The sequence below is a fragment of the Treponema sp. OMZ 906 genome (assembly GCF_024181185.1).
Lineage (GTDB): Bacteria > Spirochaetota > Spirochaetia > Treponematales > Treponemataceae > Treponema.
Map to the genome: position 1 here is coordinate 647,277 of NZ_CP051196.1, position 25,393 is coordinate 672,669.

Consider the following 25,393-nt stretch of genomic DNA (forward strand, 5'->3'; position numbering starts at 1 on the left):
AAAAGCTGTAAAATTAATTTAATAAATAGCGGCGGTTCCTTTTATCACGACGCCGGTTTTTCCGTTCAGCGTGATAATATCGCCTGTTTTTAATATGCTTGTTGCCTCGGAGGCGCCTACGATAGTCGGCTTCGACAAGTTCATTCCCATCAAGGCGGCGTGTCCGCTCAAGTTGCCGTTTTCAGTAATGACGGCGCCTGCCCGCTCGATAAAGGAATTCATTAAATCGTTGGTCGTTTGGGTTACGATGATGTCTCCGTCCGCAAAGTCGGTCAGTAAGTCTTGCTCGGAACGGATAACCTTTACTCGGCCGGTTACAACCGACTGAATGCCAGTGCCCTTACCCTTTAGCAATATCTTCCCGACGGTTTCAACTTTCAACAAGTTTGTCGAACCGACCAGTCCGATCGGAACTCCGGCGGTCAGTACGGCGAGTTCGCCCTCTTGTACGAATCCATTCTCTTTTGCGACGTTGATGCACTGCTCGAACATTTCGTCTGTCGATTTAAAATAGGACGTGACAATCGGATATACCCCCCAGTTAAGTGATAACCGGCGTGCAGTTGCTTCATAGGGGGTTACGGCAACAATCGGCGCCTTGGGCTTGTATTTTGAAAGTGCCCGCGGCGTTTCTCCCGAAGAGGTCGCGGTAACGATAACCTGTGCATTCATTTCCAACGCCATAGAACAGGTTGCGTGTGCGATGGCATTCGTAATGGTCAAAGAATGCTCCCGGGCAACCGCCCCCATAATCTTGTCGTAGTTTAACGAATTTTCGGTTGTAACGGCAATGCGGTGCATCATCTTAACGGTTTCTACCGGATATTTGCCCGCAGCCGTTTCTCCCGAAAGCATAATGGCGCTCGTTCCGTCAAAGATAGCGTTCGCAACATCGGTAACCTCCGCCCGTGTCGGCCGCGGATTATGCGTCATCGACTCGAGCATCTGGGTTGCCGTAATTGCCGGTTTACTTGCCTTCAGTGTTTTGCGGATAATCATCTTTTGCACGAGCGGAATTTCTTCCGGCGGAATTTCGATACCTAAATCGCCGCGAGCAACCATGATGCCGTCGGAAACTTCAATAATCTTGTCGATGGAGTCGACGCCTTCTTGGTTTTCGATTTTCGCAATAATATGGATATTGTTCCCATTCGCTTCCTCCAAGACCTTGCGGATGCTTAAGATATCCGCAGGGCCGCGGGTAAACGAGGCTGCTACAAAATCAACCTCATTTTGAGCGCCGAACTTTAAGTCGGAAATATCCTGTTCGCTCAGAAAGGGGAGGTTGATTTTTGCTCCGGGAATATTGATGCCCTTATGATTCGATACGGGGCCGTCGCTCATGACGGTACAGATAATATCGGTGCCGTTATCGATCCGCTCGACCTTCAGTTCGATTAAGCCGTCATCTATAAGGATGCGATTATTAGGCTGTACTTCCTGCGCAAGGTTCTTATAGGTTACGCTGCATATTTTTTCATCGCCGACAACATCGCGTACGGTAAGCGTAAATTGCTGTCCCTTGCTCAGCTGTACGGAATTAACGCCGAAATTTTTCAGCCGTATTTCCGGCCCCTTGGTGTCCAGCATAATCGCAATCGGCAAGTTGAGTTCCTGTCGAATCTTTTTGATACGGTCGATACGGATCTGGTGCTCTTCATGCGTACCGTGCGAAAAATTAAGGCGGCATACGTTGAGCCCTGCCTTAAATAATTCGCGCAGTATTTCTTCCGAGTCGGAAGCGGGACCGATAGTACAGACAATCTTTGTCTTTTTCATCTTTTCTCCTATCGAATAAAAGTATGTCTTTACGCTTTCTTCTTATCCTTCGAGATGGCATCCACTAGAATGGCAATTGCGCCGTCTCCGGTTACGTTACATGCAGTTCCGAAGCTGTCCTGTGCAATATAGAGCGCGATAATCAATGAACTCATTGTGTCGTTAAAGCCGAGAATGGACTGAACAAAGCCAAGCGCTGCCATAACGGCGCCACCGGGGATACCGGGGGCTGCAACCATTGCGATACCCAAGATTGCGATAAACGGAAGCATAACGCCGGCGTTTGCCGTTTGTCCGTGCAGGATCAGGATAGCCATCGAGCAGCTGGTAAGGGTGATAGTACTTCCTGCAAGATGAATGGTTGCGCAGAGCGGAATAACAAAGTCCGCAATTTTTTCCTGAATACCGATTTTCTTTGCGGAAGCGAGCGTTACCGGTATGGTTGCTGCGGATGATTGAGTTCCCAATGCGGTAACATACGCCGGTAGCATCGTCTTAATCGACGTAAAGGGATTCCGTTTTGCAATGGTACAAGCAATGATGTACTGAATAAGTATCATGATGACGTGCAGTGCAATGACGATTGCAAATACTTTGATGAATACCTTGAGGATAAGCCCAACCTGTCCCGCATGGGTCATGTTGGTAAACACGCCTAAAATATGGAGCGGTAGCAGCGGGATAATGATAACTTCGATAACTTTCGTAACGATATTCTGAAATTCGCGTGCTGCGTTTTTTAATGTTTCAGAACGGGTTACCGCGATACCGATACCGAGAACAAAGCTTAAAATCAACGCAGTCATAACGCCCATCAGCGGCGGCATATCGATACCGAATAAGCCGGGCAGCAGCGCATCTTCAGGGTTCGCATGGGAAAAAACATCCGCATGAGAACTTAAAAAGAACGGGAAGAATATGGAATCGGTTACAAAGGCCAACGTACCGGCAAGCAGCGTTGAACCGTACGCAATACCGGCAGTGATAGCGAGCAGCTTTCCTGCGTCGGAACCCAGATCCGCGATACCCGGAATGACAAATCCAAGAATGATCAGCGGGATGATAAAGCTGAGAAAGTTGCCAAATACCCCGTTAAAGGTTGCCAAAATCTGAACAGGCAACGGCAAATGGATGGAGCGCGTCAAGTTACCGATTAAAATACCGGCAACGATTGCAATAACAAGACGCGGCAATAGACCTAATTTTTTTGCACTCACAATAAACTCCTTTTTAAAAGTGTCCGAACATCTCTAAAAGCTGACCGGTTTTTTAAAGGTGTCCGTCTATCTTTTTATAGTGTAACTGACTTTATTTCACTTGTCCAGTTTTTTTTGATATTCTGGCGCCGCGATGTACCTCTTTTATAATTCCCTTCAATAGTATATACTGCTCCATCTGATGAAAATTCAATAAGAGGTACACTATGGAACTCACGTATAAAGCCAAAACAGCATGGGAAAAGCTCACCGACAGCGAACTTGCCGAAATGCAAACGCTTTCTCAACACTACATCTCGTTTTTAAACAGCGGAAAGACCGAACGCGAATGCGCCGCTCATATCATACGGCAGGCAAAGGAAGCCGGTTTTAAACCGCTTGAAGAGGTCATAAAGAGCGGAAAAGCGCCGGCGGGTACAAAGGTATATCTCAACAATAAGGATAAGTCCGTTGTGATGATGGTGCTCGGCGAGGATATCATGCAAGGTATGAATATTGTCGGCGCTCATATCGACAGCCCGCGCCTTGATGTCAAGCAGATGCCGCTCTATGAAGATTCAAACCTCGTGTTTTTAAAGACCCATTATTACGGCGGTATCAAAAAGTATCAGTGGACTGCAATTCCGCTCGCTATTCACGGGGTCATTTTTACCAAAGAGGGCAAGAAGGTTGAAATCTGCATCGGTGAAGATGAAAACGATCCGGTGCTTTTTATTAGCGACCTCCTGATTCACCTTTCAAAAAAGCAGTTGCAGGAAACGCTGGCCGAAGGGATTACCGCCGAGCAGCTTAACGTACTGGTCGGAAATATGAAACCGGCAACGCCGGATGAATCGGATGATAAGAAAAAAGACAAATCTAAAGAGGATAAAAAAGGAGATAAGGCATCTCCGGTTAAGGAAAATATCTTAAAAATCTTGAATCAAAAATACGGCATTACCGAAGAAGATTTCCGCGTTGCGGAGCTTGAGATTGTCCCCGCGGGAAAGGCGCGGAATGTCGGGCTTGATAACTCGATGATTGCAGGGCACGGCCACGACGACCGCGTATGTGCCTATACCACACTGAAAGCGATACTCGAAGTTTCGGGTACTCCTGCAAAGACCGCCGTCGCCCTCTTTGCCGATAAAGAAGAGATCGGTTCGGTCGGTAATACCGGCATGACAGCGCTCTACTTTGAAAACATGGTCGCGGAGATTGCCGCCCTGCAAAAAGCTCCCTGCGATTTAGGCGTGCGCCGTGCATTTGCCAACTCATGTATGTTGTCTGCCGATGTATCCGCCGGTTATGACCCCGCGTTTACATCCGTATTTGAAAAGCTCAATTCGGCGTTTATCGGCAACGGTATCTGCATCAACAAATACACCGGCTCCGGCGGCAAAGGCGGCTCAAATGACGCAAACGCCGAATATCTCCAAAAGATCAGGCATTTATTCGATACCAACAATGTTGTCTGGCAGACGGCGGAACTCGGTATGACCGACGCCGGCGGAGGAGGCACGATAGCCTACATCCTCGCAAAGTACGGAACGGAAGTCGTAGACTGCGGAGTGCCGGTATTGTCGATGCATGCCCCCATCGAATTGATCAGCAAAGCCGACCTTTTAATGGCATACCGTGCCTACAAGGCGTTTTTAAAAGCACATTAAAGCTAAGCGGAACCTCTAAAAGCTGTAGTTTTTAGAGGTTTCGGTTAATCGATTTCGATACGAGAGAATATTAATGAATACAGCATACCCTGAATTACAGCAGGCTTTCGAAAAGATGATCTTATCGGCGTCGGGCTGGCGCAAAGTGTTTGCTCAATCCGGAAGCGAAAACGACGGAGCGCCGGAGATTTCCGCTGCCGACCGTGATATTGTTTTCTTTGCAGCTCAATCATTTGCGGAATTCTTACAAGCTGAGTTTCCGACAATCCGCACGGTAGTCATAGCACGCGACAGCCGTCCAACCGGAGCAGCGCTTTTAAAAGAGGCGGTAACTGCATTTGCAGCCGCTGGGAATACTTCTGCGGCAACAAGCTCGGCTGTACTAGCGATACAATCGGTTGGGATAGCCGCGGCGCCGGAGATTATGGCGTATGCACGTTCCGCAGGGGCGGCTTTCATGTATATTTCCGCAAGCCATAACCCTATCGGGCATAACGGCTTTAAGTTCGGGTTGGATACCGGCGGCGTACTGGATGGAAGTCAATCCGCGCGGCTGATAGCCTTATTCACACAAAAATGCGCCGCTGCACACCAAGATACCGCAGCTGTCCTGCGTAAACAGGCCGCCTCGGCACCGGTGCACGCAGTGTTTGAGGCAGAAGCAGCGCACAAACAAGCGGCGCTTACCGCCTATCAAAACTTTTTACAGGAAGTAATTGCCGATTCAAAAGACAGCGCGGAACAAGCACGGTTCTTTGACGGCATCCGCGCTCAATGCACCGCGCTTGCGGCAGCAGGTAAGCCGTTTACGCTGGTTGCAGACTTTAACGGCAGTGCCCGCGCCGCTTCGGTAGACCGAGCTTTCTTTGAAAAGCTTGGTATGCAGCTTGTCGGTATTTCGGAAAAGGCCGGAAATATCGTCCACGGTATTGTTCCCGAAGGGGGAAACCTCAAAACCTGTGCAGCCAAGATCGAAGAATTGCACCGGAGCAATCCCGCACAGGCGGAGAACACGTTGTTCGGCTATATGCCCGACTGCGACGGAGACCGCGGCAATATCATCTACTGGGATGAGGCGCAGCAAAAAGCGCTGATTCTTGAAGCGCAGGAAGTCTTTGCGCTTTCGGTCATCGCAGAACTGAGTTATCTGCACTACAGCGGTAACATCAGCGCGCCGCTTGCGGTTACCGTCAACGGACCGACTTCGCTCCGCATTAACGAAATCGCAAAAGCCTTGGATGCGGAAGTGTTTTATGCGGAAGTAGGCGAAGCCAATGTAGTAAACCGGGCGGAAGATGCACGTCGGTACGGTTATAAAGTGCGGATACTCGGCGAAGGTTCCAACGGAGGGAATATTACGTACCCCGCCGCCGTGCGTGACCCGCTGAATACGCTCTTTGCAATCAGCAAGCTCCTGCTCATAAAGGATATGCCTGACCGCTCCTGCCCGTTCCGTATCTGGTGCGAGCGGTCGGGGCAAGCGGCAAAGTACCGGAAAGACTTTACCTTTGCGGATATTATTGCAACACTCCCCTGCTATTGGACTACCCCGACGCAGGAAGCCCGGGCGCTGATGCATATCCATACTACCGACCATACCGCACTGAAATCTGCATATCAGAAGATTTTTATGCAGGAATGGGCGGATAAAAAACAGCTGCTGAAAGACCGGTTCGGTATAGCAGCCTGTAAAGTATTTGCATATAATGGGACGGTTTGTACAGAAAACCTCAGGGATTTTGGGGTTTCCGCAAAGGGCGGTCTCAAAGTGCAGTTCTATAATGCAAGCCATACGCCGATTGCCTTTATCTGGATGCGCGGTTCCGGTACCGAACCGGTATTCCGCATTATGGCGGACATCAAAGGATATGATCAGGCAGCGGAAGAATATCTGGTGCAGTGGCAGGGAGATATGGTACGCAAAGCCGATGCGGCGGTATCGGTAAAAAATTAAGGGAAAGTGGTATAACTTCGGTAGCCGCAGTAAGGCTGCCTCGTTAACCGTCAAGTTTTCTTTCGAAAACTTGCTTATTAAACATGTGCGCTTTTCGCGCACGAATTCGCCTGCCTCCAAAATTGATATTTTGTTCGGCTGTCGAATTTATGGGAAGGATACAAGAATGGGAATTCGAGGAGAATTATTTACCACTCAAATTCCGGTAGAAAACCGGACATATTTTTTTAATGTGAAAGAGAATCGGCTGGGTGATGTTTTTTTGCAGATTGTCGAAAGCAAAAATACCGACGGTGCCGGTTTTGACCGCCATGCAATTGTCGTATTTCAGGATGAAATGCAAACCTTTTTGCAGGGGCTTAACGAAAGCCTTGAATTTATCGAAAAAAAGCGAAAAGAGCAGCTCAAAGAAAAACGGGAGAAAAAACAGCGGAACATTTCTGCGGAAACAGCCGGCGTAGAAAAAAAGAAAATCATCAATAAACATAACCCAAGCGCAAAACCGAAATCCGCGCGTAAGGTGCGTATCGTCAAAAAAGACGGCGCAGAATAGGTTGTTACGCATCCCGCAAACAGTATGTTGACAAGAACAGGGCTGGGAAACCTCCAAAGTTATAGCTTGCATTTAGACTAGACTTGGTGTATATTTCTACCGTTTGCGGTTATCAGCCTTATGCGGACTGGAGCCTGTTTCGGCGGCACGGAAAGCAACGGCGGTCATTTAATATAGTGCGACATACTGCATGCTTAAAATTGTTAAAATTAAAGGCAGCTATGTTAATGGTGAGGTGTGCTCTCATTGTCTTTCAGAGGTTTTAATAATGATGCTGAAGAAATGTATTGCTTGCGGTATGCGCTGTATGTCGATTTGTATCGCTGTTGTTATCTTTCTCCTTTCTGCACAGTCAAAGCTGCCTATTCCGGAGACCGTTTCTTTTCCCGGATTGGATAAGTTCTTACATGCATGTGCTTTCGGGAGCTTCGCTTTTACGCTTTCTTATTGGTTTTCTACCGATAAGTGGCTTGGAAAACCGCTCAAATACTGTACGATTGTCTGCTGTATTGTTGCTTGCTATGGTATTTCCGACGAAATACACCAAATCTTTGTTCCCGGGCGTGATGCTTCTCTATATGACTGGTTTGCCGACTGTATCGGCGCGGTGTTAGCAGTATTTGTACGTCTAGGGATGGTAAAATTCTGCGTGAAAACTTGATTTTTAGGAAAAAAAAAGAGCGTGAATGAATGCCGCAATTATAGAAAAGCTTACCGCTTTTTTTGACGCTAAACCCGAAATCATCCTTGCAATGCCTAAGGAAAGTGCTTTGCTGCATAGGCATACTATGACTGCTCTTTATTGGTATGAAGATTATTACCCCATCTATAAGCGCGGGCAAACGTATATTCTTGAGCATGCTTTTAAACGAAATCTTGCCGGTGATGTACAATGAGTATTGATAAATGAGAGGTGTATGAAATGAAATATAAGATTGCGTTAATCGGCTGCGGCCGAATTAGTTTTAAGCATATTGAAGCCTTTGTTGCGATGCAGGATAAGGTTGACTTAGTTGCTGTCTGCGATCCTGTGGCGGAACGGGCAGAAGAGAAAAAAGCTGAATACACTAAAGCAGTGTCGAATGCAGCAGTAAGAGCCTTTGCCGACTATAAGGAAATGCTGGCAGCGTGTAAACCGGAGGTGGTAACGATTGCAACCGAATCCGGTAAGCATAAGGATATTGCAGTACATTGTTTGCAGAATGGCTCGCATGTAATCTGTGAAAAGCCGATGGCACTTTCTACGGCTGATGCGCAAATGATGATCGATACGGCAAAACAGTATGGTAAAACATTGGCGGTGTGCTTTCAGAACCGCTTTAATGCACCGGTGGTAAAAGCACGCGAAGCATACGAAAAAGGGCGTTTCGGTAAAATGCTGCACGGGATGATCCAAGTGCGCTGGAACCGGAATAAAAGTTATTATGATCAGGCAAAATGGCGCGGTACATGGGAACAGGACGGCGGTACTTTGATGAATCAGTGTACGCACGGTATTGACCTTTTGCAGTGGATGATGGGAGAGGATGCAGTCCGTGTGCAGGCACAAACCCGCCGATTTATCCGCCCGATTGATGCAGAAGATTTCGGTTGTGCGATTGTAGAATTTGCTTCCGGTGCTGTCGGCATAATAGAAGGAACTGCCGATGTGTATCCTAAAAATCTAAACGAAACCTTGAGTTTATTTGGTACGGAAGGTTCCGTTGTTATCGGCGGCTTGGCTGTTAATAAAATGGAAACATGGCGTTTTGCCGATGCGGAACAGGTCGGCGATACGGAAGAGAAAGTGCTCAATCCCAATGAAAAAGATCCGCCGACAGTGTACGGCTTTGGGCATACAGCTCTTTTCAGAGATGTTATCGATGCAATCGAGCATAATCGTGAACCGCTTGTTTCGGGCGAAAAAGGCAAAAAAGCTTTAGAGATTATCTTGGCTATTTATAAATCCCAAAAAACCGGTTTGCCGGTTGCACTGCCCTGTGATTTTTCAACCTTGGAAATGAAAGGGATTTTTAATTAATGAGGAGAGAAAAATAATGAATGTACCTTTTTATACGGCAACAAGAGAATATACGAATCTAAAAACAGAATTTGATGCAGCGTTGTCTTCCGTGCTTGAAACGGGTGACTTTATTTTGGGGAAAGCAGTAGCAAACTTAGAAGAAGGGATAAAACAATACTCCGGTGCAAAATATGCGGTCGGCGTTGCAAACGGCAGTGATGCTTTGGTGATTGCTTCCGATATCCTCGGATTTAAAGACGGTGCAGAGGTTGTAACCCCTGCTTTTACATTTTTTGCATCAACCTCCTGTATCGCCCGCTTAGGCGGTAAGCCTGTCTTTTGCGACATTGATGAAGATACCTTCTGTATGGATATGAAGGATGTAGAAAAACGTATAACAAAAAATACGGTCGGGCTATTGCCTGTGCATTTGTTTTTGCAGACGGCGGATATGGAAGCTTGTATGGCGCTTGCAAAAAAGCATAATCTCCATGTGCTGGAAGATGCCGCAGAAGCGTTCGGTATGCAGGATATGTATAACGGCGTTTTACATCAGTCCGGGACTATCGGTGATATGGGGATTTATTCCTTTTTTCCGACCAAGACACTCGGCGGCTACGGTGATGGCGGCATGATCGTTACGAACAACGAAGAATATTACCTAAAAGCCAAGAGTTTGCGTGTCCATGGAGCGACAAAAAAGTATCACCATGATTATATCGGCTATAACTCGCGGCTTGACAGTTTGCAGGCAGCCGTTTTGAATGTTAAGCTCAAGCATATTGATGAGGCGATTGCAAAGCGAGCTGAACACGCAGCTCAATATCGGGCTTTACTAAAAGATATCGGACAGATAAAACTTCCCGTCGTAAAAACGAAAGGAAAAGAAGTATACTATGTATTCAATATCCTTGCTGAAAACAGGGATGAGTTACAGACATATCTCACCGAAAAAGGTATAGGCACAACGGTATATTACCCCAAGTGTCTGCATGAACAGGAGTGTTTTAAGTATCTCGGTTACAAGAAAGGCGACTTCCCTGTTGCAGAAAAACTCTGTGCTTCCGTACTTGCTTTGCCGATGTACCCTGAGTTGACCAAAGACGAAATTTCCTATACCTGTGATGCAATAAAGGCGTTTTATAAGCGGTAGAGCGATTCTTTAAAGAAGATAGGCATACTGCCTGCATGGGATTGTTTTGGATAGTAATGCGCCTAACCGGAGAAGCTAAAAATATCATTATTGCTGCTGTTCGTCGGCATTTTTCTCAAGCGGAAAAAATTATCCTATTCGGTTCTCGCGCTGATGATAACAAGCGAGGCGGGGATATCGACATACTGGTACAGACACCTGTTTCTACTGCCGTAGCCTTTGAAGAGAAATTACAGACAGTTGCAGCTCTGCAGTTAAAACTCGGTGAACAGCGGATTGATCTTCTTACCACAACGGGTGTTGATGATGGGCGCTTAATTGTACAGAATGCGTATCGGCAGGGTGTTGTATTATGGACGAAGTACTCAAATTGAAATGCGCTTCTGCACTGGAAGAATGCAAGAAGCATGTGCAACGGATTAACACGGCGCTCAAATTTTTGGAGCCTTTGTTCCCGCTTACGCAAGATCGGCTGAATGCTTTGTCCGATGAACAGACCGCTGTTTTAGATCAGTTTTTATATCGATTTGCCAAGTTGCAGGATTGTATCGGTTTAAGGCTCATCCCTGCCGTATATAGCTTGTTGGAAAATGATACGACAGTGCATCCGTTTATAGATATTTTGAATCGACTTGAAAAGCTTGGCGTTTTAACTTCGGCAGCAGATTGGCAGTATTTTCGTTCGTTAAGGAATAATTTTGCACATGAGTATCCCGAACGATCAGAAGATATTGTCAATGCGATCAATGCATTATATGCTTCATGGGATAGATTTATGATGTTATACATGAAGCTCGCCGCCACGGCAGGTAAGTTGCTTGGTACGGATAGTTATAGAAATTAATAACAACTAAAATTTTAACTGTCGAATTGAGAAGACGTTTTATACAAGCAGATTGTATTGTTTTACGAAGGCATTTTTACATTGCTGATTTTTTATTGAGTAAGGAATATTAAAGATTAATGGCTAAGAATTATTTTGTGCACGAATCAAGTTATGTAGATGAAGGTGCGGAAATAGGTGAGGGAACCAAAGTTTGGCATTTCACGCATATTATGAGCGGCGCTAAGGTTGGTAAAAAGTGTTCGATCGGGCAAAATGTCAACATCGGCGGTAGAGCTGTTATCGGCAACGGGGTGAAGATACAAAATAATGTTTCACTGTATGATGATGTTATAATAGAAGATAATGTGTTTTGCGGTCCCTCTTGTGTGTTTACCAATGTCATAAATCCTCGTGCCTTTATTGAACGCAAACACGAATACAAACAAACTTTGATCAAAAAAGGTGCATCCATCGGTGCAAATGCTACGATTGTCTGCGGGGTAACCGTCGGCGAATATGCCTTAATTGGAGCAGGAAGTGTAGTAACAAGAGATGTGCCTCCGTATGCACTTGTTTATGGAAACCCCGCACGGGTGCATGGCACGGTGAATGCAGCGGGGGAGAAGGAGTGAGGGGGAGATGAAAGGAATTATTTTAGCAGGTGGTAGTGGTACTCGGTTAAACCCGTTGACAAGATCTATCTCAAAACAGATATTGCCGCTTTATGATAAGCCCATGATATACTATCCGTTGTCTACGCTTATGTTGGCGCGTATCCGCGAGATTCTTATTATATCAACACCGCGGGATATACATCTATTTAAAGAATTACTTGGTGATGGCGGTTGGCTCGGTATGCAGTTTGAGTATGCCGTACAGGAGAGTCCCCGCGGTCTTGCTGATGCCTTCATCGTTGGAGAAAAATTTATTGGTAATGACTCTTGTGCATTAGTTTTAGGAGATAATGTTTTTTATGGACAAGGTTTTGGAAGCACTCTCGTAAACGCTGCTTCTGTCGTCTCTCAAGATTCCGGTGCTATGATTTTTGGCTATTATGTACGTGATCCTTATTCTTATGGAATAGTTGAGTTTGATGAGGGTGGAAAAGCAATTTCAATCGAAGAGAAGCCAAAGAAACCTAAGTCAAATTATGCGGTACCGGGATTATATTTTTATGACAATGATGTGATTGAAATTGCGAAAACTGTAAAGCCTTCACTTCGGGGTGAGATAGAAATAACGTCTGTTAATACTGCTTATTTAGCTGCTAAAAAGCTAAGGGTAGAAAAACTTGGGCGCGGGTTGGCTTGGCTTGATACGGGTACCTTTGATGGTCTATTAAATGCTGCTAATTTTATTGCGACCATACAAAAGAGACAAGGTTTGTATGTGTCATGCGTTGAAGAAATTGCTTATCGGCGAGGCTGGATTACGGCAGCGCAGTTATTCAGTCTTGCGGATTTATATAACAACGAATATGGCGAGTATCTAAAATACCTTGCCGAAACAGCAAATTAGGCTTATATGAATTTGTTTTAATAGGAGAATAATGTTATGATTAATTTTAATGTACCTCCCTATGTTGAGAAATCGGTAGATTATATAAAAAAAGCTATCGCTAATAGGAAAATCTGTGGCGATGGAGAGTTCACTAAGCTCTGTTCTCAATGGTTTGAACAGAAAATTAAAGCTCCAAGGGTTTTGCTTACCACATCAGGGACAACAGCATTGGAGATGGCCGCAATTTTATGTGATATTCAACCCGGTGACGAAGTGATTATGCCTTCCTATACTTTTTGCTCGACGGCTAATGCTTTCGTGCAGCGAGGTGCTAAAATTATTTTTGTTGATATTCGCCCTGATACAATGAATATTGATGAAACTAAAATTGAGGCAGCTATTACTGAGAAAACAAAAGCCATCGTACCTGTCCATTATGCTGGTGTTTCATGCGAAATGGATAAAATTACAGCTATTGCAAAAAAACATAATCTTTTCGTGGTAGAAGATGCTGCACAGGGTGTGATGTCTACCTATAAAAATAAATCTTTAGGAACCATAAGCGATTTTGGATGTTACAGCTTTCACGAAACGAAAAATTACAGCATGGGAGAAGGCGGTGCTATTGTAGTAAATAACCCTAAGTACATTGAAAAGGCTGAGATAATCCGTGAAAAAGGGACAAATCGCAGTCAATTTTGGCGTGGACAAGTGGACAAATATACTTGGATAGAATACGGTTCATCTTTTTTGCCGAGTGAACTAAACGCTGCATATTTATGGGGGCAGCTTGAAGTCGCGGAAGAAATAAACAACAACCGGCTTGCGAATTGGAATATTTATTATACTAAGCTCAAACCTTTACAAGGTAAAGGTTTGATTGACTTACCCTTTATACCGTCTGATTGTATACATAATGCTCATATGTTTTATATAAAAGTAAAAGATATAGAAGAACGCACTGATTTGATTGCATTTTTAAAATCAAAAGATGTCGGCTCTGTATTCCATTATGTACCTTTGCATTCTGCACCGGCTGGATTAAAGTACGGTATGTTCAGCGGTAAAGATATATATACAACAAAAGAAAGCGAGCGTTTACTACGATTGCCAATGTATTATGGTTTAACAAGCGCTGAGGTTGATTATGTTTGTGATTGTGTCTTTGAGTTTTATGTAAAATACGTTTGATGTGATAATGCGATCGATGAAATTCTTGTATAATTATTATTTAGGTACTTATTATCAGTTTTGAGAGGAGAAACTGGATGCAAAAAATATTAATATTAGGTGCAGGTGTATATCAAGTACCGCTTATTCGAAAAGCAAAAGAATTAGGCTATTATGTGGTTGTAATGAGTATTCGAGGGAACTATCCCGGCTTTGCTTATGCCGATAAGGTTTATTATGTAGATACGACTGATAAAGTTCAAGCTCTTAAAATAGCTCGGGCAGAAGATGTATCGGCGGTTTGTACGACGGGTACTGATGTGTGTGTGCCTACAATCGGCTGGATTTGTGATGAGTTAAAATTACCCGGGATTACCTATGATACAGCCATGAAGGCATCAAATAAATGGCTAATGAAACAAACTTTATTGCAGCATGGTGTATGTACCCCGAACGGGTATAAAGTTACCTGCATAGAAGAGGCTAGTGAATACTTTGCAAGACTTAATAGGAATGCTGTGTTAAAGGTCGTTGATAAATCAGGGAGTAGAGGTATTATTCACGCTCAAACTGAGGCTGGGCTAAAATCAGCATATAAGGAATGTATGAAGATAACTGGTGAGAATTATTTATTGATTGAAGAATATATCGCAGGGCGAGAGATAGGTGTTAGTGGTATGATTCAAAACGGTAAAGTCCGATGTATTTTAGCCCATGAAAAAATAATGACGCAAAATGATGGCGTCTCAATTCAAGTAGGTCATATTTTCAATCAATCAATCAATCAATCAATCAATCTTGCGCAGCAGCAATTCATGCTTTATGTATCGATAATACAGCCTTTAATTTTGATATTATCCTTCAAGATGAAAATGTATATATTCTTGAAGTGGCTGCACGCTGTGGAGCTACTGGTATACCGGAATGTATGGGGATTATGTATGAGACTGATTATTTTAAATGTATTATTGAGAACGCAGCGGGAAGAGATGTTGGTGTTCTAGGAATAAGCGATATATATGCGGCAAGTTTATTATTCTTTAGTAAGCGAGGAGGTGTTTTACAATCAATTGATTACCCGCAGATAGGGGCTGTGTCATTTGATTATAACATAGGCGATACCATCCCAAAATTTGAAAATGCAACCAATCGAATTGGGCAGGCTATTATTTCTGCGTCTAGTCAAGCAGAAATTGATTATAAGCTTCGTCTGCTAGAAAATGTTCAAATCATAGTTGCCGACTAAAATGACTGTCAGTTGGACGAAAGGAGCGCGTTGTATTGATATAACTGTTTAAAAATCAGTGATGACCGTTTTGGGTATAGTATCAGATTATACTAAATTCAAGGCGGTTAATATGAAAGAGAAATTAGTTATTATTGGTGCAAATGATTTTCAAGCACAGCTTATAAAAAAAGCAAAAGAATTAGGATATGAAACGCATGTGTTTGCGTGGGAAGATGGTGCTGTTGGGAAAATTATAGCGGACTATTTTTATCCTATTAGTATTGTTAATAAGGATGAAATTTTAGCAATTTGTAAAAAAATAAAACCAAGCGGCGTGTGTTCTATTGCGTCTGAAGTCGCAAATATTACGGTTAATTATCTTGCACGGAAATTAGGCTTGGTATGCAATTCTGCTGAATGTGTATTATTATCTACCAATAAGCACGAAATGCGTAAGGCTTTTGAGCGGAATGGTGATCCTTCCCCTAAGAGCTTTCTTGTTGATCAAACAACAGACGTAACGGTATTGCCGGTCGAATTTCCTGTTTTGGTGAAGCCGACCGACCGATCCGGTAGTAGAGGTATTACAAAGGTTTTATGTAGTGCGGATCTTGAAAAGGCTATTATGTTCGCTTGTGAAGAATCTTTTGAAAAAAAAGCTCTCGTCGAAGAATTTGTAGAAGGAAAGGAGTATAGTGTTGAGTTTATTTCTTACAAAGGACAGCATACCTTTTTAGCATTAACGGAAAAATTTACTACAGGTTCTCAGTATATTGAATATGCCCATAAAGAACCTGCAATAGTAAGTGAGCTAATGCTTAATAAGATTAAAAATATAATTTGTAAGGCTCTTACAAGCCTGCAAATACAGTACAGTGCATCCCATTCTGAAGTTAAAGTAGATAAAAATGGTAATGTTAAAATCATTGAGATAGGATCCCGTATGGGAGGTGCCTGTATTGGCTCAGATTTGGTGCCTTTATCGACTGGATATGATTTTATGAAAATGGTGATAGATATTAGTGTTGGTAAAACTCCTGATTTTTCGATTAAACCTCATTATAAACACGCCCTTATCCGATTTATTGTATCTAAAAATGATTTTAAGAGAATGTGTGATTATAAAATGCGGCATAGTGGTGCTGTGATTAGAGATGCAGTTATTCTTGATGAATTTCCAGATAACATAAAGGATAATTCTGGGCGCTATGGGTATACGATTTTTGGGTTTGATTCTGAAGCTATTGATCAAAGTATTTTTGGTGTGGACTAGGAAATATAATGCGGGAATACGGTGGATATTTACCATTGGAATTAACGCCGCTGCATAGTGATTTAGCATCTCTATGGAACGGTGTCAAGTCTGATAATATTTTAGCATTGAATAGTGGACGGGCTGCCATATATTATGCGCTACAAATGATGAAGCCAGAAAAAGTATATGTTCCGCACTATATTTGTAAAACAGTCGTTGATGTTGTAGAGAGATTGGGGATACCATATAAAAAATATTATATAGCAGAAGATTTGCGATGTCCATCTTTATCTCTTAAAGAAAATGAATGTATTTTAGTTGTAAATTATTTTGGAATATTGGATTCGTATATCGCTGAGTATATACGGCAATATAAAAATATTATCATCGATAATACACAAGCTTTATTTTGCCCTCCTGTTTTAAAAGATGGAGTGTATAATGTATATTCTTATAGAAAATTTGTTGGAGTATCTGATGGAGGCGCTTTAGTTGCTTCCTGTTTGAGACCGCTTGCCAATCTACAAAAAGATACTTCATATTCAAGAATAAATTTTTTAATAAAAGCTATTGAGTGTGGAACAAATGCTGCGTATATGGATTATCAAGCGGCTATAGCTTCTTTTGCCGATGAGTATCTTGAGATGTCTCTTTTTACACGCCGTTTGTTATTGTCGGTAAATTATAAATATGTAAAAACAATGCGAATGCAAAACTATGCAGCACTTCATACATTCCTCCAACAATATAATAGATTAAAATGTAGTGAACTTGGAAAAAATACCGCGGCTTGCTGGTATCCGTTATTATTAGCAGAGGATATAAGTGCTGCTATGATTAAAAATAAAGTATATGTGCCAAGACTATGGAAAGAGCTTTTAAATGAGCATTTCACCGGTACCTTCGAATATGAATGTTCATCACATTTACTGTTGCTTCCGATTGATCAGCGGTATACGATTGCGGATATGCAATATATAGCTTCATTGGTTAAAAGGTATATTGTTGCTGCGATGAAGGAGTAATATTTGTCGAGCTTAAATAAACAAGTCTACAGTGGTGTCCAATGGATAACCCTTTCGACTATTACTCTTGTAATAACGCAGATGGTTTCAACTGCCGTTTTAGTGCGTTTGCTTGATAAGAGCGACTTTGGCTTGATGGCGCTCGTGATGGTTGTAAAAGGTTTCGCCGATATTTTTATGGACTTTGGCATCACCGTTGCTATTCTGCATAAACAAGATATGTCGCAAAATCAATATAGCAGCTTATATTGGTTAAATATGTTTGCCGGTATTATTATTTATGTAGTGATCTGCTTAATTTCGCCGCTTATCGCATCGTTTTATCATGAAATTGCGCTATTAAAATTAATTCCTTTGATGTGTTTGGCTATTCCGTTTTCTTCGATCGGACGGCAGCAAAAGACGCTCTTGCAAAAAGAATTGTATTTTAGAGCAATTGCAGTTGTCGATATCATATCTGCTTTAATGGGGTTATGTGCGGCTCTTTATTTTGCTTATACCGGCTGGGGTGTTTATGCGTTAGTATTTTCTAATCTGGCTCGATATACTGTTGGCAATATTATTTATTTTTTTGTGGGGGTAAAAATTGTTCCAATAAAATTGCATTTTAAGTTGTCCGAAACACTCTCTTCTTTGAAAATAGGGGGATATCATACCGTATCACAGGTTATAAATTATTTTACCGGTAGTTTTGATGTTTTGATTATAGGGAAACTGCTTGGGGCTGAAGGTCTTGGTATTTATAATTTAGCGAAAGATTTAGTGACAAAGCCTTCCGCCCTTGTGGCGCCTATTGCATCAAAGGTTGCAACGCCTATTTTTTCTAAAATGCAAGATGATTCCGAACAGATGAACCGAAGTTTTTTTTCTGTGCAAAAAATTGTTTCGTATTTGAACGGTTTTGTCTATCTTGGCGTATTTGCATTAGCAGAGCCTTTTGTCGCTTTTTATTATGGTGAAAAATATCTGGTATGTGTGCCTCTTATTCATGTATTGGCAATTTACTATTTTATACGTCAGTATGGAGACACAATCGGGATGGTGTGTATTGCAAAAGGAAGAACAGATATAGATATGTGGTGGAATATTATTGTAGTGTGCTTTACGCCTTTAGTATTATGGATTGGTGCGCAATATTCTATTTTGGTTGTTACTTTTGCTTTGTTACTATCTCAACTTGTTTTAACATATCCAGGTTGGTATATGTATTCAAATAAATTATTAGGAATACCGTTTATACGCTATTATAATAACTTTCTAAAAACGGTGGGTGTATTCATTTTGCCAATTATAGTTTCGTTACTTTTAATTCGGTTTTTATCGTTTCCTGCCATTGTAGTGTTTTTAATTACAGGAGCTGTGTTTACGGTCATAACGTTTGTTTTATTGTTGGTGTTTGAAAATTCTTTAGTTAATAAGATAGTGAGGCGCTAGTGTGATTTATCATTTTTTGCCGCAAGGGAATTATGCAGATCAATTTCTTTCTTTTATGCGTCTTAATAAAAAAAACTTCTCAGATGAGCATAAGTTTTTATTTTTATCCTATGGTGAAAATACGGAAAATAAGTCTTTCTGTAGTGATGATTCTAAGGATACCTTTGATTTTTTATCAATACTAAAAATATTTTTGTGTTTAAAGAAACATGATGCTGTTATTATTCATAATTATTCTCACCCCTATTTGTATCTCGCTTGTGCTTGCGTATGGTGGAAACTCGATAGGGTCGTTTGGAAAGTATGGGGCGGTGATTTATACTGGCATACTGAAGTCAAAAAAGGTAAATATAAAATTTATGAGTTTTTGCGGGCTTTTACAATAAAACGATTTGGTTATGTGAGTACTGATCATTCCGAGTTTGAACTCATAAAAAAATATTATAATACAGGTGCTAAAAATATATATACCACTTATCCGCGAGCGTTTTTTGAATTTCATGCACACGCACCTCAAGATTATGTTTCTATTCTCGTAGGTAATTCGCGGGATCCTTCAAATGAGCATATAGATGCATTGCGATTGCTGTCGCGTTTTAAAGATGAAAACATTAAAGTGTATGTAATACTTTCTTATGGGGATTGTCCTGCCGGTTATGTTGATAATATAAATCGGATAGGGAAGACTTATTTTGGAGATAAATATATCCCTATCACTGAGATGATGGACTTAAAGACGTATCAACAATTTTTATCGAATGTTGATATTATGGTTTGTAACCATCGAAGACAACAGGCGTGGGGGAACCTACTGGTAATGTTAAAATATGGAAAAAAAGTCTTTATCCGTTCTGGTATATCAACCGAAGAGGATTTTAATGAATATGGTTTAAAATTTTTCTTGACAGACGATATTGAATCTATGTCTTTTAGCTCATTTGTTGGCTTTCCTGAATCAGAGGCTAAGCAAAATGATACTATTCTGACAAAGATGTTCTCAAATGAAACTCTGTTCTCTCTTTGGGATAGTTTATTTAAAACAATAACCTCTGTATCTGCGTTATAGGGAGTATAAATCTATGAAAGAATTTGATATTTCACTTGATAATGCCGTTTTTACGTATGTGCTGCATACTAAAAAACATAAGGACTTGTCACAATTTATTTATATTGAAAAATATGGTCTTTATCTTAGTTATAGCAAAAAAACCGAAGTTTTAACCTTTCAAAATGCTCATGGCTTTGTGTATATCGTCGGATTATGTGTTGACTCTTTTGGGGAGATAGAGCGATGTGATATACCTGAGTTCTTATTACGATCTTCTAACATTATTACCGATATTATAAAAGCAGCGGCACGGTTTGCCGGAAACTATGTTATCTTTATATCTCTCAATAATAATTTTTATGCCTTTTCTGATGCTACCGCTTGTATGCAGATAAATTATGCTCTTGATGAAATATGCCTTTCGTCATTTGACCATGTTGTTGCAACTACGTTGGCTTTGCCGGTAGACAATAGAGCTCTTCGCATTCGAATGAGTTCTGACTTTGTGGCCGCTATGCCGAATGATATAACTATTTATCAAGGCGTAAAAACAGTACTCGCTGATCACTATATCAATATAAGAAGTAGAACAACTACGAGATACTATCCCTATGGCGAGTTACAGTATTTCGAGAATCCTCATGACGTTTTGAAGCGTCACGTGGATTTAATTGATAATATTGTTAAGGAGTATGCAAAATATTATAAGATTGTATCTCCCCTAACAAGCGGATGGGATTCTCGTGTGGTTGTTTCATTCCTTTTCAAAAATATTGAAGATTTTCAGTCATATATTTTTGTACATAAATACATGACTGAAATAACTGATGATTTACGTATTCCGCGGGAAATTTGTAAGTGCTTAGAAATAACGCATAGAGAAATTCCTGATTTAATTCCTGATGAATCTTTTATTGATGCAGTGTATAGTATTATAGGTAAATATTACTATAAAGATGATATCGCAATGGCATATACTTATAAAAAAGTATTTGGTGATACAGCCACAATAAATGGAAATATTATAGATCACCTTGGCAAAAGCTCTTTAGTTAATCTATTGCCTGTATGGTGTGCAACATCAGCCTATTTTACAGCAAAAGAGCGTAAAATATCTATTGATTCTAAACTTGAGGTAGAAAACTATCTAAAATCGATGAAAAATGATGGCATTCCTTCACAATATGTGTATGACTTATTTGGAATTGAGGATCAATGCGGACGTTTATGCGGCTATTCTCAAAATATCTATGCTGCTGCGGGTATTACTTTGCTGAATATATTTAATTCTCATGCTATTATCGATGATTGGGTCAGGATTAAGCATAAAGATAGAAAGCTACATTGTATTCATTTATATTTCTTAAATACTAATAATAAACGTTTGTTACAATTTCCTTTTAATCCCGATGAAAAATTTAAATTCATGGGTAACTCTAAAATATTATTTTTTTGTGCTACTTATATTAGACATTTCTTGCGAATATTACGAAAGCCACATCTAAAACAAAATAAAGGGTATTAGTGTGATTTTTCCGTATTTTATTCCCCCATCTTTAGCGTTTATCGCGGCCATTGTAGAAAAAGGAATGCAGCCCAATGTAAAAAGGGCTGTTTACAGGTTAGTTGTATTGTCTGCTGTTGTAGTATATTGTTGTGTTTATTTAAATGGGAGTGATTGGCCAAATTATGAAATGTTCTTTGAAAAAATCACATGGTATAATTGGATAAAGGAGTCAAGAGATTTAGGGTTTGAACTTGGGTTTAGTTTGTGCATGCTATTATTAAAAGTTATCGGATTTAATTTTATGATAGCATTAATCATAATGAAAAGTTTTTCATTAATTACTATATCGCATTTTTTTTATAAATTTTCTTTATCGAAATATGCGTATGGCGATGCAAGGAATATTTTTTTATTGTTGTTTATTTTTTATATAACAAATGGTATGTATTTGTATGTTGAAACAATAATTAGATTTTCAATAGCACTTGCAATTGTTATAAAAAGTTTTAAATATCTTTTTATCCATAAGTTTATTCTATTTTTGCTTCTTGTGCTTCTTGCTTCGCTGTTTCACAGGACTGCCTTGGTTGTGGTTCCACTGTATTTTATTAGAAGTATTAAATTGTCTAGTATTTGGCTGTTCGTATTGGTGGCAGTTGTTTATATCTTTTTCACTCCACAGATGTTGTTGATTGTTTTTAAATTCATAAATGGTTATGGTAATAATATATTTATTGCAAAGCTTGTTGCATATCTTGAATTGACGATACGACTGCGACAAATTAACCCTTTGGCAATTGGCAATATTGTACATTTTTTGTTTTTTATTTTAATACTGCTGTTTCGCAAAAAGCTTGAGCATATTTCAAAATACGGAAAACAGTTTTTTGCTGCAACAATGATTTTTTTTGTTGTTTATTTTATTACACTTTATATGGGGCCTGTTTCTCGGATTAGGTTGTTTTATAACTTCTTTTTTATTATCGCTCTTGCAGAGCTTTTTTCGATGACATCTATAAATCGTGGAGTTATATTTTTAATTACTGCTATTTTTTGGATATGTGGTATGTACTTATCGATAGAAAGAAATTTTTGTTTTAAACATTATACTAATTATATAACCGCTACTATAGAAGGTAAGGCTGATTTGACCTTACATGAGAAATTTAGCATTTATAGATCATGGTCTGTTGAATAATAATTTTATGACTATAATTTATAACATGAAGGATGCTTTATGCAAATTTGCCATGTAACTTCTGTCCATTCTGCTAAGGATGACAGGATATTTTACCGCGAATGCATTTCGTTGGTGAACGCCGGATATACGGTTTTTGAAATTGCCCCTAATGTACCGGATGAAGTATGTAACGGTATCCATATATGCGGCGTTCAGGTGCCTAAAAACAAATGGAAGCGGAGCTTTTGGGGACAAAAAGCTGTTTATCATAAATGCGTGGAAGTTGATGCTGACGTATACCATTTCCATGATCCGGAACTTATGTCTGTTGGAGTAAAGCTGAAAAAGTATAAGAATAAGTGTGTGGTTTTTGATTCGCACGAAGATGTGCCGGCACAAATTTTGACAAAAGAATGGATCCCTCCTTTTTTACGTAAATTTGTATCTAGAATATATGCGGAATACGAAAAACGAATGCTGTGCAGCTATGACGCGCTTGTTTCCGTAACGCCGAGTATCACTACGCGTTTATGTACGTTAAATATGAATGTGTACCAATTGACGAATTACCCTTTATTGGGTAGATCTATTACTGCTGGCGAACGTACATGGGGGGATTCAATATGTTTCGCCGGAGGAATCGCCGCGCAATGGCTGCATCAAAACATTATAAAAGCTATAAAAGATTGTAGAAATATAAAGTATCGTTTAGCAGGATGGGGGGCAGCTCCTTATCTTGAATATCTTAAAACGCTTGATGGTTGGCAGAATGTTGAATTTGTCGGTAGAATATCTTTTGATGCTGTTCCTCAGTTTTTAATTCAATCTACTGCTGCAATGGTTTTGAATGATTATGTCCCTAATGTGGGTTATAAACTTGGTTCTTTGGGTAATAATAAGCTTTTTGAAGCTATGCAAATGGGGCTTCCTGTTATCTGTACCGACTTTATTCTATGGAAAGAAATTATCGATGAATGGAAATGCGGTATTTATGTAAACCCGCATGATATAAAAGCGATTAGAGATGCTATTAATTATCTTATTGAAAATAAAGATATAGCAAAACAAATGGGGGATAATGGCAGGCGTGCCGTTATGGAAAAATATAATTGGAATACACAGGAAAAAATACTTTTGGAAATGTATAAAGGGCTGGAAGAAAAATGCAAATAATTATTTCACATGATGTCGATCATCTTTATCCTTCAGACCATATTTTACGCGATTTAATTTTTCCTAAACTATGGGTAAGAAGCTTTATACAACTTTGTAAAAGGCAAATTAGCTTTTCTTCGTTTTGGTATAGATTGATTTCTATTTTTGATAAGCGGTTAAATCGTATTCCTGAAATCATTGCATTTGATAAAGCTCATGGGGTTAAATCCACTTTCTTTTTCGGAATGGATAATATCTTAGGTTTATCATATAAAAAAGAAAAAACAAAATCTTGGATTAAATATGTTTTGGATAGCGGTTTTGATGCGGGCGTGCATGGAATTGAAATTAAAGATATAGAGAAAATGAAACAAGAATACAGTAACTTTAAAGATATATCCGGCTTATCTTCTTTTGGGATAAGAACTCACTATGTGCGGTATGATGATAACACTTTTAATAAAATGGAAAAAATCGGTTACCTTTTTGATACTTCGGAATTTAATAAAAAAGCAATAGGGTTAAAGGAACCTTATAAAGTCGGAACTATGTGGGAGTTTCCGCTCCATATTATGGACGGATATATTATTCACAACAATCTTGAACATGCAAAGCAGAAAACAATCGTAGCTCTTCGAGAGGCCGAAAAAAAACAATTACCGTATTTTACTTTTCTCTTTCATGATTATATGTTTAATGGAAAAACATATCCTATTGATAAAACTTTTTATGAGTGGTTTGTAACGTACTGTACGGAAAATAATTACCCGTTTATCTCGTATCGAGATGCCCTCAAGGTTTTGAATCATGCCGAATAATGATACAATAAGTGAAGTAAATAGTATTTTTGAGCAGCCATGGTGGTGGAATGCCGTTACAAATCAAAATTGGGACGTTATTGAAGTAAAAAACGGCAATGAACTTATTGCCCGTTTGCCTTATTATATAACGAAGCGGTTGGGTCAAAACATTATCACATTGCCACCTTTAACTCAAACAACAGGGCCGTGGATAAAGCCTTTAATAGGAAAACCGGTAAATAATTTGGCGCGTCGAAAAGAAATACTTGATGAGCTTATCGAAAAAATACCTAAAAAAATGAATATAGATCTCTACTTGAATTCTGAAAATTTCTATATATTGCCGTTTCGCTGGCATGGTTTTAAGTATGAGCCGACTTTTTCTTATCGAATAAAAACTTTGAATGATGTCAATATTATTTTTTCTTGTTTTCGAGATAAAACGCGAAATGAGATACGAAAAGCGGAGAAACTTCTATCGATTACTGAGTCTTCTTCAATAGACATATTGTGTGATATACAAGATAAAACATTTAAGCGGCAAGATAGAATAAATCCTTATCCTAAAGACTTAGTAAGTAAGCTAGATGAGTCCTGCTGTACGCATAATGCTCGTAAATTTTTAACCGCTATAGATGCAAAAGGGGTTGTACACGCAGCCGCGTATTTTGTGTATGATACAAATGTTTGTTATTATTTGATGGGCGGTGCTGATCCTGAATTTCGCAGTAGCGGAGCTCAAAGTCTTCTGTTGTGGGAAGGCATCAAGTTTGCAGCCACTGTTTCAAAGCAATTTGATTTTGAAGGCTCCAATGTGGAAGATATTGAGCGAGCTTTCCGCTCTTTTTCCGCGGATTTTGTAATAAATTATCGTATAACTCGGTTGAATCCTTTATTATCCTTTGCCGATTATCTAAAGCCGAAAATAAAACATATCATAGGTTATAAAATATAAGGA

25 protein-coding genes are annotated in these 25,393 nt (G+C 40.2%); 23 read left to right on the forward strand and 2 right to left on the reverse strand.

The genetic code is table 11. The features are described from left to right. Positions 1-18 precede the first annotated feature (18 nt). Both pyk and E4N69_RS02815 read right to left on the reverse strand, forming a co-directional pair. Positions 19-1,779, reverse strand: a complete 1,761-nt coding sequence (gene pyk / locus E4N69_RS02810; RefSeq protein WP_253824423.1) for a pyruvate kinase — start codon at positions 1,777-1,779, stop codon at positions 19-21. A 29-nt stretch (positions 1,780-1,808) separates the two neighbouring features. Next, on the reverse strand, positions 1,809-2,996 hold the full coding sequence (locus E4N69_RS02815) for a dicarboxylate/amino acid:cation symporter (protein ID WP_162662529.1): 1,188 nt from the start codon (positions 2,994-2,996) through the stop codon (positions 1,809-1,811). Between the two features lie 206 nt (positions 2,997-3,202). Here E4N69_RS02815 and E4N69_RS02820 point away from each other — a divergent pair, with 206 nt between their 5' ends. The 23 genes from E4N69_RS02820 to E4N69_RS02935 all read left to right on the forward strand — a co-directional run bounded on the left by E4N69_RS02820 (position 3,203) and on the right by E4N69_RS02935 (position 25,390). Further along, positions 3,203-4,645 carry an aminopeptidase gene (locus tag E4N69_RS02820; RefSeq protein ID WP_253824424.1) on the forward strand — a complete coding sequence of 481 codons (1,443 nt, stop codon included), beginning with the start codon at positions 3,203-3,205 and terminating at the stop codon, positions 4,643-4,645. Positions 4,646-4,718: 73 nt separating this feature from the next. Continuing rightward, positions 4,719-6,599, forward strand: a complete 1,881-nt coding sequence (locus E4N69_RS02825) for a phosphoglucomutase (RefSeq protein ID WP_253824425.1) — start codon at positions 4,719-4,721, stop codon at positions 6,597-6,599. A gap of 166 nt (positions 6,600-6,765) precedes the next feature. After that, complete coding sequence (locus E4N69_RS02830) at positions 6,766-7,152, forward strand: PUR family DNA/RNA-binding protein (protein WP_162662534.1); 387 nt, start codon at positions 6,766-6,768, stop codon at positions 7,150-7,152. 268 nt (positions 7,153-7,420) lie between these two features. Further along, positions 7,421-7,813 carry a VanZ family protein gene (locus E4N69_RS02835; protein ID WP_253824426.1) on the forward strand — a complete coding sequence of 131 codons (393 nt, stop codon included), beginning with the start codon at positions 7,421-7,423 and terminating at the stop codon, positions 7,811-7,813. 25 nt (positions 7,814-7,838) lie between these two features. Next, positions 7,839-8,048, forward strand: coding sequence for a hypothetical protein (locus tag E4N69_RS02840; protein ID WP_253824427.1), 210 nt, complete (start codon positions 7,839-7,841; stop codon positions 8,046-8,048). A gap of 26 nt (positions 8,049-8,074) precedes the next feature. Continuing rightward, positions 8,075-9,172, forward strand: a complete 1,098-nt coding sequence (locus tag E4N69_RS02845; RefSeq protein ID WP_253824428.1) for a Gfo/Idh/MocA family protein — start codon at positions 8,075-8,077, stop codon at positions 9,170-9,172. Positions 9,173-9,188: 16 nt separating this feature from the next. After that, entirely contained in the window at positions 9,189-10,307 is a 1,119-nt protein-coding gene (locus E4N69_RS02850; RefSeq protein WP_253824429.1) for a DegT/DnrJ/EryC1/StrS family aminotransferase, read from the forward strand. A 56-nt stretch (positions 10,308-10,363) separates the two neighbouring features. Continuing rightward, entirely contained in the window at positions 10,364-10,681 is a 318-nt protein-coding gene (locus tag E4N69_RS02855; protein ID WP_253824430.1) for a nucleotidyltransferase domain-containing protein, read from the forward strand. Continuing rightward, positions 10,660-11,151 carry a hypothetical protein gene (locus E4N69_RS02860; protein WP_253824432.1) on the forward strand — a complete coding sequence of 164 codons (492 nt, stop codon included), beginning with the start codon at positions 10,660-10,662 and terminating at the stop codon, positions 11,149-11,151. The genes E4N69_RS02855 and E4N69_RS02860 overlap by 22 nt, the downstream gene beginning before the upstream one ends. Positions 11,152-11,270: 119 nt before the next feature. After that, positions 11,271-11,765 carry an acyltransferase gene (locus E4N69_RS12700; RefSeq protein WP_305880163.1) on the forward strand — a complete coding sequence of 165 codons (495 nt, stop codon included), beginning with the start codon at positions 11,271-11,273 and terminating at the stop codon, positions 11,763-11,765. Positions 11,766-11,772: 7 nt separating this feature from the next. Continuing rightward, entirely contained in the window at positions 11,773-12,651 is an 879-nt protein-coding gene (gene rfbA / locus E4N69_RS02875) for a glucose-1-phosphate thymidylyltransferase RfbA (protein ID WP_253824433.1), read from the forward strand. Positions 12,652-12,687: 36 nt separating this feature from the next. Beyond that, entirely contained in the window at positions 12,688-13,824 is a 1,137-nt protein-coding gene (rffA, locus tag E4N69_RS02880; RefSeq protein ID WP_253824435.1) for a dTDP-4-amino-4,6-dideoxygalactose transaminase, read from the forward strand. A 77-nt stretch (positions 13,825-13,901) separates the two neighbouring features. Next, a complete protein-coding gene (locus tag E4N69_RS02885) occupies positions 13,902-14,807 on the forward strand; it encodes an ATP-grasp domain-containing protein (RefSeq protein ID WP_253824437.1) in 906 nt (301 codons plus the stop codon). Continuing rightward, entirely contained in the window at positions 14,741-15,049 is a 309-nt protein-coding gene (locus tag E4N69_RS02890; RefSeq protein ID WP_253824438.1) for a hypothetical protein, read from the forward strand. The genes E4N69_RS02885 and E4N69_RS02890 overlap by 67 nt, the downstream gene beginning before the upstream one ends. Before the next feature lie 112 nt (positions 15,050-15,161). Next, complete coding sequence (locus E4N69_RS02895; protein ID WP_253824440.1) at positions 15,162-16,304, forward strand: ATP-grasp domain-containing protein; 1,143 nt, start codon at positions 15,162-15,164, stop codon at positions 16,302-16,304. An 8-nt stretch (positions 16,305-16,312) separates the two neighbouring features. Then, complete coding sequence (locus E4N69_RS02900; RefSeq protein ID WP_253824441.1) at positions 16,313-17,311, forward strand: hypothetical protein; 999 nt, start codon at positions 16,313-16,315, stop codon at positions 17,309-17,311. A gap of 3 nt (positions 17,312-17,314) precedes the next feature. Then, on the forward strand, positions 17,315-18,745 hold the full coding sequence (locus E4N69_RS02905; protein ID WP_016522274.1) for an MOP flippase family protein: 1,431 nt from the start codon (positions 17,315-17,317) through the stop codon (positions 18,743-18,745). 1 nt (position 18,746) lies between these two features. Beyond that, positions 18,747-19,811: a TDP-N-acetylfucosamine:lipid II N-acetylfucosaminyltransferase family protein gene (locus E4N69_RS02910; RefSeq protein ID WP_253824442.1), complete on the forward strand. Its 1,065-nt coding sequence runs from the start codon at positions 18,747-18,749 to the stop codon at positions 19,809-19,811. Between the two features lie 13 nt (positions 19,812-19,824). Further along, positions 19,825-21,318, forward strand: coding sequence for a hypothetical protein (locus E4N69_RS02915; RefSeq protein WP_253824444.1), 1,494 nt, complete (start codon positions 19,825-19,827; stop codon positions 21,316-21,318). Position 21,319: 1 nt separating this feature from the next. Further along, positions 21,320-22,498: an EpsG family protein gene (locus E4N69_RS02920; RefSeq protein ID WP_253824446.1), complete on the forward strand. Its 1,179-nt coding sequence runs from the start codon at positions 21,320-21,322 to the stop codon at positions 22,496-22,498. A 39-nt stretch (positions 22,499-22,537) separates the two neighbouring features. After that, a complete protein-coding gene (locus E4N69_RS02925) occupies positions 22,538-23,653 on the forward strand; it encodes a glycosyltransferase (RefSeq protein WP_253824447.1) in 1,116 nt (371 codons plus the stop codon). Next, entirely contained in the window at positions 23,644-24,453 is an 810-nt protein-coding gene (locus E4N69_RS02930; RefSeq protein WP_253824449.1) for a polysaccharide deacetylase family protein, read from the forward strand. The genes E4N69_RS02925 and E4N69_RS02930 overlap by 10 nt, the downstream gene beginning before the upstream one ends. Further along, entirely contained in the window at positions 24,443-25,390 is a 948-nt protein-coding gene (locus E4N69_RS02935; protein ID WP_253824450.1) for a GNAT family N-acetyltransferase, read from the forward strand. Before E4N69_RS02930 ends, E4N69_RS02935 begins: the two co-directional genes overlap by 11 nt. The last annotated feature ends 3 nt before the right edge of the window (positions 25,391-25,393 follow it).